The sequence below is a fragment of the Sphingomonas sp. P3_C6 genome, assembly GCF_056402595.1.
This window is the reverse complement of sequence record NZ_JBFUHB010000003.1, coordinates 52,795-68,286: the sequence shown is the minus strand read 5'-3', so window position 1 is coordinate 68,286 and position 15,492 is coordinate 52,795. Positions and strand designations below refer to the sequence as shown.

General features: G+C 65.6%; 8 protein-coding genes. 5 read left to right on the top strand and 3 right to left on the bottom strand.

Features of this window, described 5'->3' with window-relative positions:
- Positions 1 to 34: 34 nt before the first annotated feature.
- Positions 35 to 826, bottom strand: a complete 792-nt coding sequence (locus AC1DT7_RS05220) for an alpha/beta fold hydrolase (protein WP_478034723.1) — start codon at positions 824 to 826, stop codon at positions 35 to 37.
- 264 nt (positions 827 to 1,090) lie between these two features.
- Between AC1DT7_RS05220 and AC1DT7_RS05215 the strand changes: the two genes are divergently transcribed.
- The 5 genes from AC1DT7_RS05215 to AC1DT7_RS05195 all read left to right on the top strand — a co-directional run bounded on the left by AC1DT7_RS05215 (position 1,091) and on the right by AC1DT7_RS05195 (position 10,726).
- On the top strand, positions 1,091 to 1,324 hold the full coding sequence (locus tag AC1DT7_RS05215; protein WP_478034722.1) for a hypothetical protein: 234 nt from the start codon (positions 1,091 to 1,093) through the stop codon (positions 1,322 to 1,324).
- Between the two features lie 664 nt (positions 1,325 to 1,988).
- Positions 1,989 to 4,514, top strand: a complete 2,526-nt coding sequence (locus tag AC1DT7_RS05210; protein ID WP_478034721.1) for a PAS domain-containing sensor histidine kinase — start codon at positions 1,989 to 1,991, stop codon at positions 4,512 to 4,514.
- A gap of 293 nt (positions 4,515 to 4,807) precedes the next feature.
- The gene (locus AC1DT7_RS05205; RefSeq protein WP_478034719.1) at positions 4,808 to 6,010 is read left to right on the top strand and encodes an efflux RND transporter periplasmic adaptor subunit; all 1,203 of its coding nucleotides are present in this window, start codon (positions 4,808 to 4,810) and stop codon (positions 6,008 to 6,010) included.
- 4 nt (positions 6,011 to 6,014) lie between these two features.
- Positions 6,015 to 9,197, top strand: a complete 3,183-nt coding sequence (locus AC1DT7_RS05200; protein WP_478034718.1) for an efflux RND transporter permease subunit — start codon at positions 6,015 to 6,017, stop codon at positions 9,195 to 9,197.
- Entirely contained in the window at positions 9,194 to 10,726 is a 1,533-nt protein-coding gene (locus tag AC1DT7_RS05195) for an efflux transporter outer membrane subunit (RefSeq protein WP_478034717.1), read from the top strand. The genes AC1DT7_RS05200 and AC1DT7_RS05195 overlap by 4 nt, the downstream gene beginning before the upstream one ends.
- 276 nt (positions 10,727 to 11,002) lie before the next feature.
- Here AC1DT7_RS05195 and AC1DT7_RS05190 read toward each other — a convergent pair whose 3' ends face one another.
- Positions 11,003 to 14,587 carry an ABC transporter permease/M1 family aminopeptidase gene (locus AC1DT7_RS05190; protein ID WP_478034715.1) on the bottom strand — a complete coding sequence of 1,195 codons (3,585 nt, stop codon included), beginning with the start codon at positions 14,585 to 14,587 and terminating at the stop codon, positions 11,003 to 11,005.
- A 14-nt stretch (positions 14,588 to 14,601) separates the two neighbouring features.
- Positions 14,602 to 15,480 carry an ABC transporter ATP-binding protein gene (locus tag AC1DT7_RS05185; RefSeq protein ID WP_478034714.1) on the bottom strand — a complete coding sequence of 293 codons (879 nt, stop codon included), beginning with the start codon at positions 15,478 to 15,480 and terminating at the stop codon, positions 14,602 to 14,604.
- Between the last annotated feature and the right edge of the window lie 12 nt (positions 15,481 to 15,492).

Here is a 15,492-nt window from a genome sequence, read left to right as displayed (position 1 = left end):
GATGCAGCGCCTTAACATGGAGGTAGTCGAGGGATCAGGCGGGGAGGCCCTGGGCAAGGCCGGTCCCCGCGAAGGCGGGCCGTGGTTCGGGCCGCGTCATCGCCGATTCCGGGCAGCAAAGCGTGATCGCGTCGAGCACGCCGGCGAGTGCGCCACCGTCCGACGGATAGGCCAGGTGAGCGCAGGACACCTCGATCCGGTAATCGGACTCCCGCGGCGCGCCGCGGGCGGCAGAGGCCGGGATGACACCATCGCAGCGCGACCAGATCGCCACGGTCGGCACCGGCGGCTTTTCGGACAGCGTGCATTCGATCGGCGGGGCGCTGACGCGGTGGCCGGCGATCCATTCATAGACGCGCGCCAGCATGGTTGCGCTGAGATCGCCGGAGAATGGGCTGCCGAGCGTGATGACGGCGGCCACGCGGTGCGGCGCGACCTTCGCGTATTCGCGCGCGATCAGGCCGCCAAAGCTCCAGCCGAGCAGAATGACCGGGCGATCGTCGCGCCGCTGCAACTGGTCCAGCCGTTGGTCGAGCCGGTCGAGCAGATCGGCTGACGCACCCATGTTGCGGCCAAGTCCCCAGCGATAGGCGCGGTAGCCGGCATAGCGCAGCGCCATACGCATCGGCCGCATCGCCGCGTCGGTGGCGAACAGCCCGGGCAGCAACAGGATACGCGCCCCACCGCGATTGGTGAGCCGGCGGCGCAACATCCTGCCGGCGGGCGCCAGGCTCCAGGCGAAGAACCAGCATTCGCGAAGGATATGGGCGGCGGTATCGGGAAGGGACTTGCGATCGGTGAGGCAGTCGCATTCGGATGAGGTCATTTCGGTCGAACGATCATTTCCGCCGGAAGTTTCCAAACCGGCCTGACGGGGTCGGGTTCGAGCCCGATTCGGCGCATTTTAGTCTCGTAACGGTACCAACCCGCCGTCTTTCGCTTTCCAACCCGGTCGGGGCTCTGTTAGGGGGCGGTCGATCACCGGTGTGGCAGAGGTTCGGACGCACCCGCCGCCGGAGCGATCTCCACATTCCATCGGGAACCAGTGCACCGCATCCTCGTTGCGCGTTGAATAAGGTTGGGGGACCGTATGACCGATCGAGTTACCGACCAGCCGGAAAAGGCTGCCGTATCGCAGGAGAATGAGGCCTGGCCGGTACTCATCACTTTTGCGTTGCTCTTCCTCCTGTCGGCGGCGGTATGGTTCGTGCTCGACCGGATCCGCAGCGACGAGGTCCAGACCCAGATTTCGCAGAACACCGAGCGTGGCGCTTCCGCACCCGCGACCGGGAGCCAGCCGCGTAAGGTGGCGACGACGAAATAATCGGGTGCGTTGCCCGTCAGGACGCGATCGTACCGACTGTTGAGCGAGATGGGCGCGATGAGATGCACCGGTCATGTCGGGCATGGCATGGTGGGTCACGACCAGATGACGTTTCCCTGGCGCCGGGGCTTGTGGCTATGACTCGGGAACGCCTTGTGGCGCCGCTCCCATGCCCGACCTCCCAAGGTCGGCGCCTCGCCTTATCGCTGCCGCATATGCTGACAGAAGAGGGAGATACGTCTCAAATSGATGTGCAACCGATTTAGAGTAATTGCGTGTTTGAGAGAGCGTTTTGGAGCAGATACCAGGGTGAATATCTAATTGCCCCCTAACGATCTTTGGGTGAGTTAGGGAGCGAGTCGCGCGGCTATGCCGGTTTTACGAAAAACCACCAAATCGGGTCAGGTAACTGGACCACCGCCGCCAGCAAAGCTCGCTTGAACATTTGATCCGTGTTAACCTCCCGGTTGGCTAATGCCGGGTTGAGTTAGGTACCAAAGGGTTGGAACGCCAATCGCATGCGCGTCCAGGGCACGATGGGTCCACGGAACGGAAGATTGTTCTCTCCCTTATCGTCGCAGCCGGGCTATCCAGCGGCATCCCATTTGCCGGATGGGTGCTCGACGCACCGGCTCTGAGGACCTTCGGGGTTACCGGATATCCGATGTGGCCGCTGTCGGCGGTAGGCTATATCTGCCTCTCGGCCGGATTCCGGGCGACGATCGTGCGATCGCGCCTGGCGCCTTATCTGCTCGCGGTCCCGATCCTGATCGCCGCCAGCGCCCTGATGGAACAGATCGCCGGCATTGCGCCCGGCATCGACCTGCTGCTCTTCCCGAACCAGGTCGCCGCCTTGGGTGGGGCCCATCCAGGACGCCCGGCCGCCAATTCGATCGCCACTTTCGGCTTTCTCGGTCTGGCGCTGCTCGCCGCGAGGCGCCCGAGCCGGGCCTGGGTAGAACTGGCCAACCTGTTTGCCTCGGCCGCCTTCTGCTTCGGCGTCGCGTCGGTCCTGATGTTCTTGTTCATCCGCCTCAACGATGAAGCGGCGATCCTGCGCGTGTTCATCGCCCCCCTGCCGGGCAGCCTGATCACCGTCGCGCTGGCCGCGGCCTTCCTATTGTGGCGGCCGGATGCGGGCTGGACGGTGCTGCTGTCGCATGGCCGTACGCGCGGCCCGCTCTACTGGCTGATCCTGCCGCTGGTCATCGCCCTGCCGATCATGCCGACACTGGTCGCGCGCTGGACCGCCGGCGGCGGCCCCCTGGCGCTGCCCGAAACCGAGTTGCTCGCGATGCTCGGCAATGTCGCGATCCTCGGCTTCCTGCTGTGGCTGTCGGCCGACCGGTTCAGGCGCCAGCAGGAGGAGCTGAACGAAGTCAGGCTTGCGCTCGATGTCGCAGCGATCGCCCTGACCAAGCCCGACGGCGAGATCACTTATTGGTCGCGCGGCTGCGAGCAGCTTTACGGCTGGTCGGCGGCGGAGGCGATCGGCCGCAAGAAATATGAGCTGCTCCAGTCCCGCCGTGGCGAAAACGGTGCGGCCGAACCGATCGGCCCGGCCAAGCGCGAACTGATCGAGCAGCGTCGCGACGGGACGACGATCACCGTGCTGGAAAATGCCCGGGTTCATGAGCGGCCGGATCGGGATCCGCTGTACGTGCTCAAGATGCTCGACATTACCGAGCGGGTGCGTACCGAAAATGCCCTGCGGCTGAGCGAGGCTCGGCTCGCGGCTGCCGCCGATGCGCACAAGATCAGCGTGTCGCAATGGGACGTGGCCACGGGACGGGTAGAGCTATCCCCGGGTACGGAACAACGACTGGGCTTCCCCGAAGGTGGGATTGCGACCTTCGACCAATGGTTCGCCGCAGTCGAGCCGGAAGATGGGCGCAACATAATGGCGATCCTGGCCGCCGCCGTCGCCAATCGCGACTCGCACATCACCTACAGCTATCGTTTCCATCAGCCCGACGGGCAGGTGCGCATGATCGAGGGATCGTCCACCTGCCATTATGATACGGACGGCACTCTGAAGACGGTGATCGGGTCGCATCTCGACGTGACCGAGCGCAACGAACGCACGGCGCGGTCGCAGCTCCAGTCGATCATCGAGACGATTCCGGATGCGACGGTGGTGATCGATTCCAGGGGCATCATCCGCAGCTTCAGCCCGGCCGCCGAACGCATGTTCGACATCGACGCGGCAACCGCGATCGGCCGCAACGTGAAGTTCATGATGCCTGATGCGATCGCCGCAGGGCACGACGCGTCGCTGGAGCGGTACCTCGAGACCGGCGAGCGTCATGTGATCGGCGGCACGCGCGAACTGACCGCGCGGCGTGCCGACGGAACCCTGTTCCCGGTCGAGGTGAACATCGGCGAGGCCTGGCTCGGCAAGGAGCGAATCTTCACTGGCGTAATCCGCGACGTGTCCGACCGGCTTGCTTCCGAGCAACGCATGAACGACCTGAATTCGGAGCTTGCCCATATCTCCCGCCAGAGCGCGATGAGCGAGCTGGCCGCCGACCTGGCGCACGAGCTGAACCAGCCGTTGAGCGCGACAGCGAATTTCCTGGCGACTGCGCGAATCCTCATCACGCGCGGCGAGGATGGCGCGCGGGTCGCCGAGCTGCTCAAGATGGGCGAGGAACAGACATTGCGGTCGGGCGAAATCATCCGCCGGCTGCGCGACTTCCTGGCGAAGCGCGAGGGCGAGATGCGCACCGAATCGCTCGAGCTGGTCGTGCGCGAGGCAGTCGAGCTGGTGCTGTTCGGCACGGCGCAGTTCGACATCGAGCTGACCTATGCGCTCGATCCCGAGGCGGACACGATCTTCGCCGATCGGATCCAGATCCAGCAGGTGCTGGTGAACCTGCTACGCAACGCAGTCGACGCATTGCGCGGACGCGCCGGCGACAAGCGCAAGATCGTCATCGCGTCCTGCCTGATGGACGAGATGGTCGAGATATCGGTCTGCGACAATGGGCCGGGCCTGCCCGACGCGCTCACCGAACGGCTCTATTCACGCTTCGCCACGACAAAAGGCGGACCCGCCATGGGCATCGGCCTGTCGATCTCGCGCCGGATCGTCGAGGCGCATGGCGGCACGCTGACCGCGACCAACCGGCCGGAAGGCGGCGCGATGTTCAGCTTCACGGTGCCGGCGCTCGGCGTGCTGGACGAATAGCGCACTGGCGCGACCGTGTTCGCTCGCCTCGACGAGCAAGCCGGGGTGTTCTTGCTCGATGCCCGCGCGAGACAGCAACACAGACCACCTCTAACGGAAATAAACGGGAAAGAAATTTACGCGCTCCTTATAATATGTTAGTGGAAAGTCGCCGTTGCGGCCAGTTCGACCGGCCTTGCAAACGCCGGTGAACGTTCGCACCTGCACCATGAATATAAGCCGGGCGTAAGACCCAGGACCATTTGGGGATGCCCGGAAGAAGAGAAGCTGGCCGATAAGGGGATGAGCCACCGATGCCGATTGCCTTTCGCTGGCCCGCCGCGTCCCTGACATTTGCAGCTCTTGCCCTTTCCGCCTGTTCCGGCAGTGGCAAGCCGCCTCCCCCGCCCGCACCGCAGGTTACCGTCGCCGTCCCGCTCCAGCGCGACGTGGTGGACTGGGACGAATATGTCGGCCGGTTCGAAGCGATCCAGGATGTCGAGCTGCGTCCGCGCGTGTCCGGCACGATAGACCGCGTGATGTTCGAGAACGGTCAGCGCGTCAGCGCAGGCCAAGCGCTCTTCACCATCGATCCGCGGCCCTATGTCGCAGCGCTCGGCCAGGCCCAGGCCCAGGCTGCCAAGGCGAATGCCGCGCTGGTCAACGCCCGATCGGAACTTGCCCGGGCCGACAAGCTGCTGGCCGCCCAGGCGATCAGCAAGGAAGAATATGAGACCAAGCAGGCCAATGTGCGCAGTGCCGCGGCCGATCTGGCGGCCGGCCAGGCAGCGGTCACCAATGCGCGCCTGAACCTGGGCTTCACCACCGTCCGCTCGCCGATCACAGGCCTGGTGTCCGATCGCCGCGTGTCGAAGGGCAATTTCGCGACCGAGGGCACCACGGTGCTGACGCGGGTCGTCTCGACCGATCCGATCTGGTTCTCGTTCGAAGGCGCCGAGAGCTTCTACCTCAAATATCTCCGCCAGGCGCGTAGCGGCGAGCGCGGCTCCTCGCGCAACACGCCCAATCCGGTGGAGGTGCAGCTTGCCGACGAAAGCGGCTATCGATGGCGCGGCCGCATGGAATTCGTCGACAATGCGATCGACACCAATTCGGGCACGATCCGCGCCCATGCGGTGATCGCGAACCCGACCGGCTTCCTGACACCCGGCATGTTCGGCCGGGCGCGCCTGCTCGGTTCCGGCACCTACAAGGCGATGCTGGTGCCCGACGAGGCGATCATCACCGATCAGACGCGCAAGCTGGTCTATGTCGTCGGCAAGGACGGCAAGGCGGCGCCGAGACCGGTGGAAACCGGCCCGCAGGTCGAAGGGCTGCGCGTCGTCAAGACCGGCCTGGCCCCGACCGATCAGGTCGTGATCGAGGGCATCACGACACTTCAGCCGGGCATGGCCGTCACCGCGAAGAAGACGGTGATGAAGCCGCAGGCGGCCGATACGGGACCGACCTCGCAACCGGACACGGCGCCGCCGCCATCCGAAGCCACGGCGAAGTAATCCGGTGAAATTCCCCCATTTCTTCATCGAACGGCCGATCTTCGCGGCCGTCATGTCGATCCTGATCGTCGTGTTCGGGCTGGTCGCCTATCCCGGCCTGCCCGTCGCGCAATATCCGGAGATCGCGCCGCCGACGGTGGTCGTCACCGCCAGTTATCCCGGCGCCACCGCCGAGACGCTGGCCGAGACGGTTGCCGCGCCGTTGGAGGAATCGATCAACGGCGTCGAGAACATGCTCTACATGTCCTCGTCGGCCACCGGCGACGGATCGCTGCAGATCACCGTCACCTTCAAGCAGGGCGTGAATGTCGACCAGGCGCAGGTGCTGGTGCAGAATCGTGTCTCCACCGCCGAGCCGCGCCTGCCGGAGGAGGTCCGCCAGATCGGCGTGACCGTTCTGAAGAACTCACCCGACATCCTGATGGTCATCGCGCTCACCTCGCCCGATGGGTCGCTGCCGCAACAATATGTCTCCAACTATGCGACCACCCAGATCATCGATCGCATGGCGCGTATCCCCGGCGTGGGCGGCGTGCGTGCGTTCGGCGGTCGCGACTATAACATGCGCGTCTGGATCGATCCCGACCGTGCTTCCTCCCGCAACCTGACGGTCGACGAGATCGTCACGGCAATCCGCGCGCAGAACGCCCAGGTCGCGGTCGGATCGGTCGGCGCGCCGCCGTTCAACCAGGGGGGCACCGCGTTCCAGCTCGGCATCCAGACCAAGGGGCGGCTTACCAATCCTGAACAGTTCGGCGAGATCATCGTCAAGCGCGACGACCAGGGCAGGCTGACGCGTCTGCGCGACGTGGCGCGCGTCGAGATCGGCGCGCAGGATTACGGCATCAACGCCTTCCTGTCGGGCAAGCCGATGATCGGCCTGGCCATCACCCAGCTGCCGGGATCGAACGCGCTGACGACGGCCGATGCGGTCAGGGCCGACATCGCCGAAGCGGCGAAGAGCTTCCCGCCGGGGATGGCGTACAGCATCCCCTATAACCCGACCGAATATATCCAGGCGTCGATCGAGGCGGTGTACCACACGCTGTTCGAGGCGATCATCCTGGTCGCGCTGGTCGTGCTGCTGTTCCTGCAAAGCTGGCGCGCGACGATCATCCCGCTGATCGCAGTGCCGGTCTCGCTGGTCGGATCGCTGGCGATGCTGGCCGCGTTCGGCTTCAGCCTCAACAACCTGTCGCTGTTCGGCATGGTGCTCGCGGTCGGCATCGTCGTCGACGACGCGATCGTCGTGGTCGAGAATATCGAGCGGCTGATGGAGGAGAAGGGCCTCGACCCCCGCGCGGCAGCGCATGAGACGATGGACGAGGTGTCCGGCGCGCTGATCGCGATCGCCCTGGTGCTGTGCGGCGTGTTTATCCCGACCAGCTTCATCCCGGGCATCTCGGGCGCCTTCTACAAGCAGTTCGCGCTGACCATCGTGTCCGCCGCGGTCATCTCCGCCTTCGTCTCGCTGACGCTGTCGCCGGCGCTGGCGGCAATCGTGCTGCGGCCCAAGCATGAGACGGAACCACGCCGCGGCATATTCGGCTGGCCTGGCCGGTTCGCCCGCGGCTTCAACCGCGGCTTCGAGGGACTTGGCCGGCGCTTCGGTAAATATACCGCGCGGGCCGTGCGCGCGCTCGCGCTGGTGGGCATCGTCTATGCCTGCCTGATCGGCCTGGCCGGCTGGCGCTTCACCGCAACGCCGACCGGCTTCATTCCGGCGCAGGACCAGGGCTATCTGATCGGCGTCATCCAGTTGCCGCCGGGCGCCTCGCTCCAGCGCACGACCGAGATCATGAGCCGGGTGACGAAGATCGCGCTGGCCAACAAGGCGAGCGAGGCGACCGTAGCCTTTGCCGGCCTCGACGGTGCGACCTTCTCCACTGCACCCAATGCCGGCGCCGTGTTCATCCCGCTGAAGCCGCATGCCGATCGCGCGAGCGCGGACGTCGTCGCCAACGAGTTGCGCAAGGAATTCGGCGCAATCAATGGCGGCAACATCCTGGTCGTGCCGCCCCCGCCGGTGCGTGGAATCGGCACCGGCGGCGGCTGGAAGATGTTGATCGAGGATCGCACGAACCTTGGCCTCAAGGCACTTGAGGGCGCTGCCTTCCAGATGATGATGAAGGCGAACCAGACGCCGGGCATCACCAGCGCCTTCACCACCTTCAACACGCGCACGCCGCGCCTGTTCGCCGATATCGATCGCGAGCGGGCCGAGCAGCTCGGCGTGCCGGTGGAGAATGTGTTCTCGACGCTCGGCACCTATCTCGGCTCGACCTATATCAACGACTTCAACTTCCTTGGCCGCACCTATCGCGTGACCGCCCAGGCCGATGCACCCTATCGCGACCAGATATCGGACGTCGGCCACCTGCGCACCCGCTCTGCCGCCGGGCAGATGGTGCCGCTCGATGCGGTGATGACGCTGAAGAACGACAGCGGACCGTACCGGGTGGTGCGCTACAACCTCTATCCGTCGGCCGAATTCCAGGGGGATACCGTGCGCGGCTTCTCCTCCGGCCAGTCGTTGACGACCATGGCGAAGCTGGCCGAGGAAACGCTGCCCAAGGGCATGCGCTTCGAATGGACCGAGCTTGCCTTCCAGCAACAGGCAGCGGGCAACACCGCCGGGCTGGTGTTCGGGCTTGCCGTGCTGTTCGTGTTCCTGCTGCTCGCGGCGAATTACGAAAGCCTGGTGCTGCCGCTCGCCGTCATCCTGATCGTGCCGATGTGCCTGCTCGCCGCGATCCTTGGCGTGAACCTGATGGGTGGGGACAACAACATCCTCACCCAGATCGGCCTTGTCGTGCTGATCGGCCTTGCCGCGAAGAACGCGATCCTGATCGTCGAGTTCGCGCGCCAGAACGAGGAAGCCGGCATGGAGATGCACGCCGCCGCCGAGCACGCCGCCGAGCAGCGCCTGCGCCCGATCGTGATGACGTCCATCGCGTTCATCCTAGGCGTGCTGCCGCTGGTGATCGGCTCGGGCCCGGGCGCCGAGATGCGCCAGGCGCTGGGCGTCGCAGTGTTCTTCGGCATGATCGGCGTGACGACCTTCGGCCTGTTGTTCACGCCGAGCTTCTATGTGATCAGCCGCAAGTTCGGCGATTGGGTGTCCCGCAAGATCCCGCGCAAGAAGCATGCGGAGACGCCGGCCGAGCCTGCCGGAGAGCCGGCATGAGGCTTCCTTTCTCTCCGTTCGCCCTGAGCTTGTCGAAGGGCCGTTCTTTCTTCGCGGGAGGTGAAGGGCAGGGCTTCGACAAGCTCAGCCCGAACGGGTGGTGGGGGATTGCCCTGCTTCCCCTCGCGCTTTCCGCCTGCACCGTCGGGCCGAACTTCAAGCCACCCGCTACCCCCAGTGCGTCCGCAGGCGGTTTTTCCGAAACCGCGAAGACGAGCAGCGTCGCCGCGACGCCGCTGCCCGATCACTGGTGGCAGCTCTACAGCGATCCGGTGCTCGACCGTCTCGTCACCGACGCGCTGGCGCATAACACCGATATCCGCACCGCCGCGGCCAACCTCGCCCGTGCCCGGGCAGTCCTGTCCGAGCAGCGCGGCGCCCGCTTGCCGAGCACGCAGGTTACTGCCCAGGCGACCCGGAGCCGCACCCCGGCGGTGCAGAGCCCTACCGGTAAGTCGTTCGAAACCGATTTCTATTCGGCCGGCTTCGACGCGTCCTACGAAATCGACCTGTTCGGCGGCGTGACCCGCGCGATCGAGGCGGCGCGCGGCGATACCGAGGCAGCATCGGCGCAGCTCGATGCGGCGCGTGTCTCGGTCGCGGCGGAGACGGCGCGGGCCTATGCCCAGGCCTGTTCGAATGCGGCGCAGCGCACCGTCGCGCTCGAGACGGTCACGCTCCAGCAGCAGACGCTCGACCTGACCAAAACCCTGTTCGAGGCCGGGCGCGGCACGCAGCGCGATGTCCAGCGTGCCGATGTGCTGCTCGCCAATACCCAGGCGTCGATCCCGACCTTCGAGGCCGAACGTCGCGCGTCGCTCTACGCGCTGGCCACGCTAACCGGCGAGGCGCCGGAGGCGATCGATGCCGATGCCGACAAATGCACCACCCCGCCGCGCGTGACCGTGACCGTACCGGTCGGTGACGGTGCGGCGCTGCTCGCCCGGCGCCCCGATGTTCGTGCCGCGGAGCGCACCCTGGCTGCCGACACCGCTCGGGTCGGCGTCGCGACGGCCGATCTCTATCCGTCGATTCAGCTGCTCGGGTCGATCGGCATCGGCGCGCGCAAGCCGGGGGACATCTTCAAGCCGGCCGGCCTGTCATGGTCGCTCGGCCCGTTGATCACCTGGAACTTCCCCAACATGACGACCGCGCGGGCGCGCGTGCGCCAGGCGGAGGCAGGCAGCGACGCATCGCTCGCCCGGTTCGACGGGATGGTGCTGACCGCGCTGAAGGAAGTCGAACAGGCCCTCGCGCGCTATGCCGGTGCGCTCGACCGCAACGCGGCGCTTGCCCGCGCGGCGCAGGCGAGCACCGAGGCGGCGCGGCTTTCCAAGCTGCGGTTCGACTATGGCGCCGACAGCTTCCTGCTGCTGATCGAGGCCGAACGCGACCGCGCCGATGCCCGCGCCGCGCTGGCGCAGTCAGACGCTGCGGTGGCCGACGCGCAGATTAGCCTGTTCAAGGCGCTCGGCGGCGGCTGGCAGGATGCGCCGGCACCGGTGCGACGCGACCCGGCCACGCCTTGAACGACTTCTCCCCTCCCGCTTGCGGGAGGGGATTATCGCACCTTCATGAACCGGATCGCCCGACCGAAGGCCGAGCGCGATGCTGTCGCGCCCCCCTCGCCTCTCGCGGACAAAAAAACGGGCCAGTCCCGAAGGGCCGACCCGAAAAAGTTTTAGGAGAGGATGCCTGAAAGGCCCGATCCTTGTGCACCGCAGCACGATTTGCTGCAAGTGCGTAATTTCCCGAAGCGATTGCTTTTACTGCAATCGTGACCGGTCCGGCCGCCTTTCCCAGCGTCACCCGGTCGTCGCGATGACATTGTCCTCGGAATTGCGATCGATGCGGATGTTGTACGGATCGGCGCCGGCAAAGCCCGGTTTCTTCGCCGTCACCAGCTTCACCACCTGGGTGCCGGTCCTGAGCGGCAGGCGCTGCAGCAGCAGCACATCCTTCTTCGCGAACGCTCCGCGGCCGGGCATCGCCGTGAACAGGCCGAACTCGGCCTGCTCGGCCATTGGCGCCTCGGTTTCCTTGCCCTTACCATCGGCATAGAGCTTGTGCGCCTCGACCGTCAGGGTCGTCTCGTACCGGCCATCGGGCAGCTTCTTCACCACCGCCCCCTTGGTCTTGATGTCATAGAGCGAGATGCGTTCGAACAGGTCGGTGATCAGCGCCTGCTCCTCGGGGCTGGCGCCCTTGCGAAATTCGGCGATCAGGTCGAGCGAGCGGGGATAGGGCGCGCCCTTGAAGCGGAAGCGCTCAAGATGGCGCCTCAGCGCCGCATTGACCCGCGCCTCGCCCAGCGCGTCCTTCAGCCGGTACATGACCAGCGACCCCTTGCTGTAATGGATATATTGCTGGTTCTCGACCCGGTAGAGCGGCAGTTCCTCGATCACCTCGCCGCCCCGCGCGCGCAGGTAGCTCTCCAGCTCGAACTTCAGGAAGCGGCGGATCTGGTCGCGGCCGTACAGCTTCTCCATCACCATCAGCGCCGAATATTGCGCCAGCGTCTCGGTAAGCATGGTCGCGCCCTGCATGTCGGCGCCGATCGCCTGGTGCGCCCAATATTGATGGGCGAGCTCATGCGCGGTCACATAGGTGACATAGTCGATCTTGTCCGGATCGGAGAGGTCGGCGATGAAACCGATGCCTTCCGAATAGGGCATGGTGCCGGCAAAGGCCTGGGCGAACCGCGCATAAGCCGGGAACTCGATGATGCGCGCCTGGCGGAACTGATAGGGACCGAAATTCGGCTGATAATAGTCCAGCCCGTGCGCGAAGGCAGCGAGCATCCGGTCAACGTTCCGGCCGTGGCGTGCGTCATAATAGACCGACAGGTCGACGCCGTTGTGCATCAGATGCTTCTCGACATAGTGCGCCGACTGGACCGAATAGAAATTCTGGATCGGCGCATCGACGACGAAGCGCGCGGTGCGCCTGCCGTTCACACTCGTATCGCTGATCTTGTAGCCCGGCGCGATCGGCGTCTGGCCGGCATCAGTGGTGACGGTGATGTCGGTCCTGATCCAGTCGGTGCGAATCTGGCTGAAACGCGTCGCCGCCATGTCCTCCAGCTTGGCCGGACGAAGCTCCGGCGGAAGGCCGTATTTGCGGCGCTTGACCCGATCCTGCAGCATGCCGTTCTGGTCGATGCCGATCGACGGCACGAATTCGAAATTATTGACGAAGGTGCCGTTCTGCACGACCCGCGTGTCGTTGCCGCTGTTGCGGAACCCGCGCTGGGTCCGTTCGCTGCGGAAACCGATGCTCATCGTCGCGCCGGGTGCGAGCGGTGCGGCGAGCCGGTAGATGCGGTACTGATATTTCGGATAATCGCGCGCCAATGTGGCACCCGGGATGGAAAGGGCTGTCAGCCTGGTCGTCCTGTCATCGAGCCTGACATGCAGGTCGCGGATCGGCCCCGGCGTCTTGTTGACGAGCGTGAGCGTGCCGCTGGCCGACAGGCCTGGCTCGTTCGGGCGCAGGTCGACCGAGACGCGGGCGGCCGTCACCGAGGGCTGGGGCAGCTTCTGATAGGGCAGCAGCGCCTTTTCATAGTCGGCCATGAAGGCGTCTTCGGAAACGGGCGTGCTGTACTCGTTCCACACATGGGTGTTGATGAAGATGTACACCCCGCTCGCGATGAATATGGCCAGGGCAGCGCCGCCGACCAGCCCGGCCGAACCGGATAGCCGGCGCGGCAGGCGCCTGAGCCGGTGTAGCAACCGGGTCTCCGTGCCGCGTCGCCACAGCGCATGGGCAAGCACCAGCAGCAGCACCGCAAAGGCCGACCAATAGAGCCGGAGCCACCAGGCACCGATCCAGAAGCGCCCCTGCCCGTTCATGTCCGACAGCGGCACGCCCGGGAACTGGCCGTAATTGTAAAGCGCGTCGCCGAGACCGAGATTGCGCAGCGTGACCCGGACGATGATGAAATAGAACACCATCAGGCCCCAGCCGAGATATTTGTTCGGGCTGAGCGCCTGGATGAACACGGCGAGGATCGCGATCAGCGTGAAGTTGACCGTGTCGGGCAGGACGTACCAGAGCAGATATTTGCCGAGTTCGAAATCGGTGTAGCCGTGCAGCACCTGTGCGACGAGGCCGGCAAGCACGCTGACCATCAGGGTCGAAAACATCACCAGCACGACGGCGACCGCCTTGGGTACGACATAGGCCCAGTCCGGAATCGCCGACGCGTCGATGATCTCGTGGATCTTGCGTTCGCGCTCACGCCAGACGAGTTCGCCGGCATAATAGATCGCGATGATCACCGGGATGATGCTGAACGATCCTTCGAGCAGGCCGATCACCACCCGCGTCACGGGCAGGACCGGCGTGCCGAACACCTCGCCGATATCGATCGTCGCCGCGGCAGCATTGAACAGGCCGAGCGCCATCAGCACGAAGAAGGCCGGGCTCTTGAACACCTGGCCGAGTTCGAGCCGGGTGCGTGCGCGCAGCTGTGCCAGCGCGGTCGCCGGGCCGTAGCTCGGCACGGGCAGCGGGCCGATCGGGCCGGCCGGCGCCGGCGCCTCGATCTGTTGCTGAAGTTTCAGCGCGCGCCGGCTGGCCTTTGACGGTTTGGTGCCGAAGCGAAAGGTCGCGGTGGCAAGCGCAAGTGCGCCGAGGCCGATCGCGACGACGACGGCGCGGTTCCACAGGAACATGCCGTCGATCGGCGGAACGAGCGTGTTGCGATCCGCCGCGGTCCAATATTTGGTCGCATAGGAGAAAGCGCCGACGCCGAACGGCTCCCCATAGGCGCCGGCCAGTTCATAGGCGGGGTTGCGATCGAGCACGACGTTGGCGACCGTCCACAGGATCAGGAAGCCGATGACGCCGAGATAGGTCGCCATCATCGACCGCGTCGCCGTCGCCAGCGTGAAGAACAGCGCCGAGGTCAGCAGCAGGTTCGGCAGGCCGATCAACAGGAACGGCACGGCATAATAGGAGAAGCTGTTCGGGCCGAGCGTTTCGCCGTCGACCCAGGGCATGAAGGTACCGATCCAGATGCCGGCCAGCACGGCAAGGAAACCGATCGCGGCGGCGACATAGGCGCCGGAATAGCGGCCGAGCAGATAGGCGACCCGGGTGATGCGCGTGGCGCGCACGATCGGGCCGAAGCCTGTTTCGTCGTCGCGCACGATCACATTGGCGACGAAGGCGGTCGAGACGAACATGTAGAAGACCGACATGATCAGCACGACCTGCGCGATCGCGTAAGGCGCGTTCTTGTGGACGTTGCCGCCCGACCCGATCTGGATCTGGTCGACCGTCGTCGCCCCGAAGGACAGCAGGAAAAAGACGACCACCGCAACCCAGAAGACCGGGTTGCGCATCTGGTAGCGAAGCTCGAAGCCGAAGACGCCGCCGAACATGCCGGGCGCCCCGCTCAGGCCGCGCGACGCGACGCGTCGAGCGTCGAGAAATAGACGTCCTCGAGGCCGCCGGACACGGGGTGGAAGCCGGCGCCCGGTGCCGCATCGGCCAGCACATGGATGACGGTGTTGCCCGCGAACAGGCGGGTCGAGATGACGCGGTGCCGCTCCCGATAGCTTTCCAGCTCGTCGCGGCCGATCGTCTTTTCCCAGATATGGCCCCGGGTCTGCGCGATCAGATCCAGCGGCGCCCCCTCGAGCAGGATCCGCCCGCCGGCCAGCACCGCCATGCGCGGGCAGAGATCGGCCACGTCCTCGACGATATGGGTCGACAGGATCACCACGACAGTGTCGCCGATCTCGCCGAGCAGGTTGAGGAAGCGGTTGCGCTCCTCCGGGTCGAGGCCGGCGGTAGGCTCGTCGACGATGATCAGCTTGGGCTGGCCGATCAGCGCCTGGGCGATGCCGAACCGCTGACGCATGCCGCCGGAGAAACCGGCCAGTGCCTTTTTGCGCACGCCCCAGAGATTGACCTGGTTGAGCAGCCCCTCGACCGTCGCCTTGCGCTCGCCGCGGCCGGCAATGCCCTTCAGCACCGCCATGTGATCGAGCATGTCATAGGCCGAGACTCGCGGATAGACGCCGAAATCCTGCGGCAGATAGCCGAGCACGCGGCGCAGCTTCTCCGGCTCGGCGATGACGTCGATCCCGTCGAAATCGATCGCGCCGGACGTCGGCGTCTGCAGGGTCGCGACCGTGCGCATGAGGGTGGACTTGCCCGCGCCGTTGGGACCAAGCAGCCCGAACATGCCCGGCGGTATTGTCAGGTCGACGCCGTCCAGCGCCCGCGTGCCGTTTCCATAGACATGGGTGAGCTTTTCGATCTTGAGCATGAATCCCTCCGG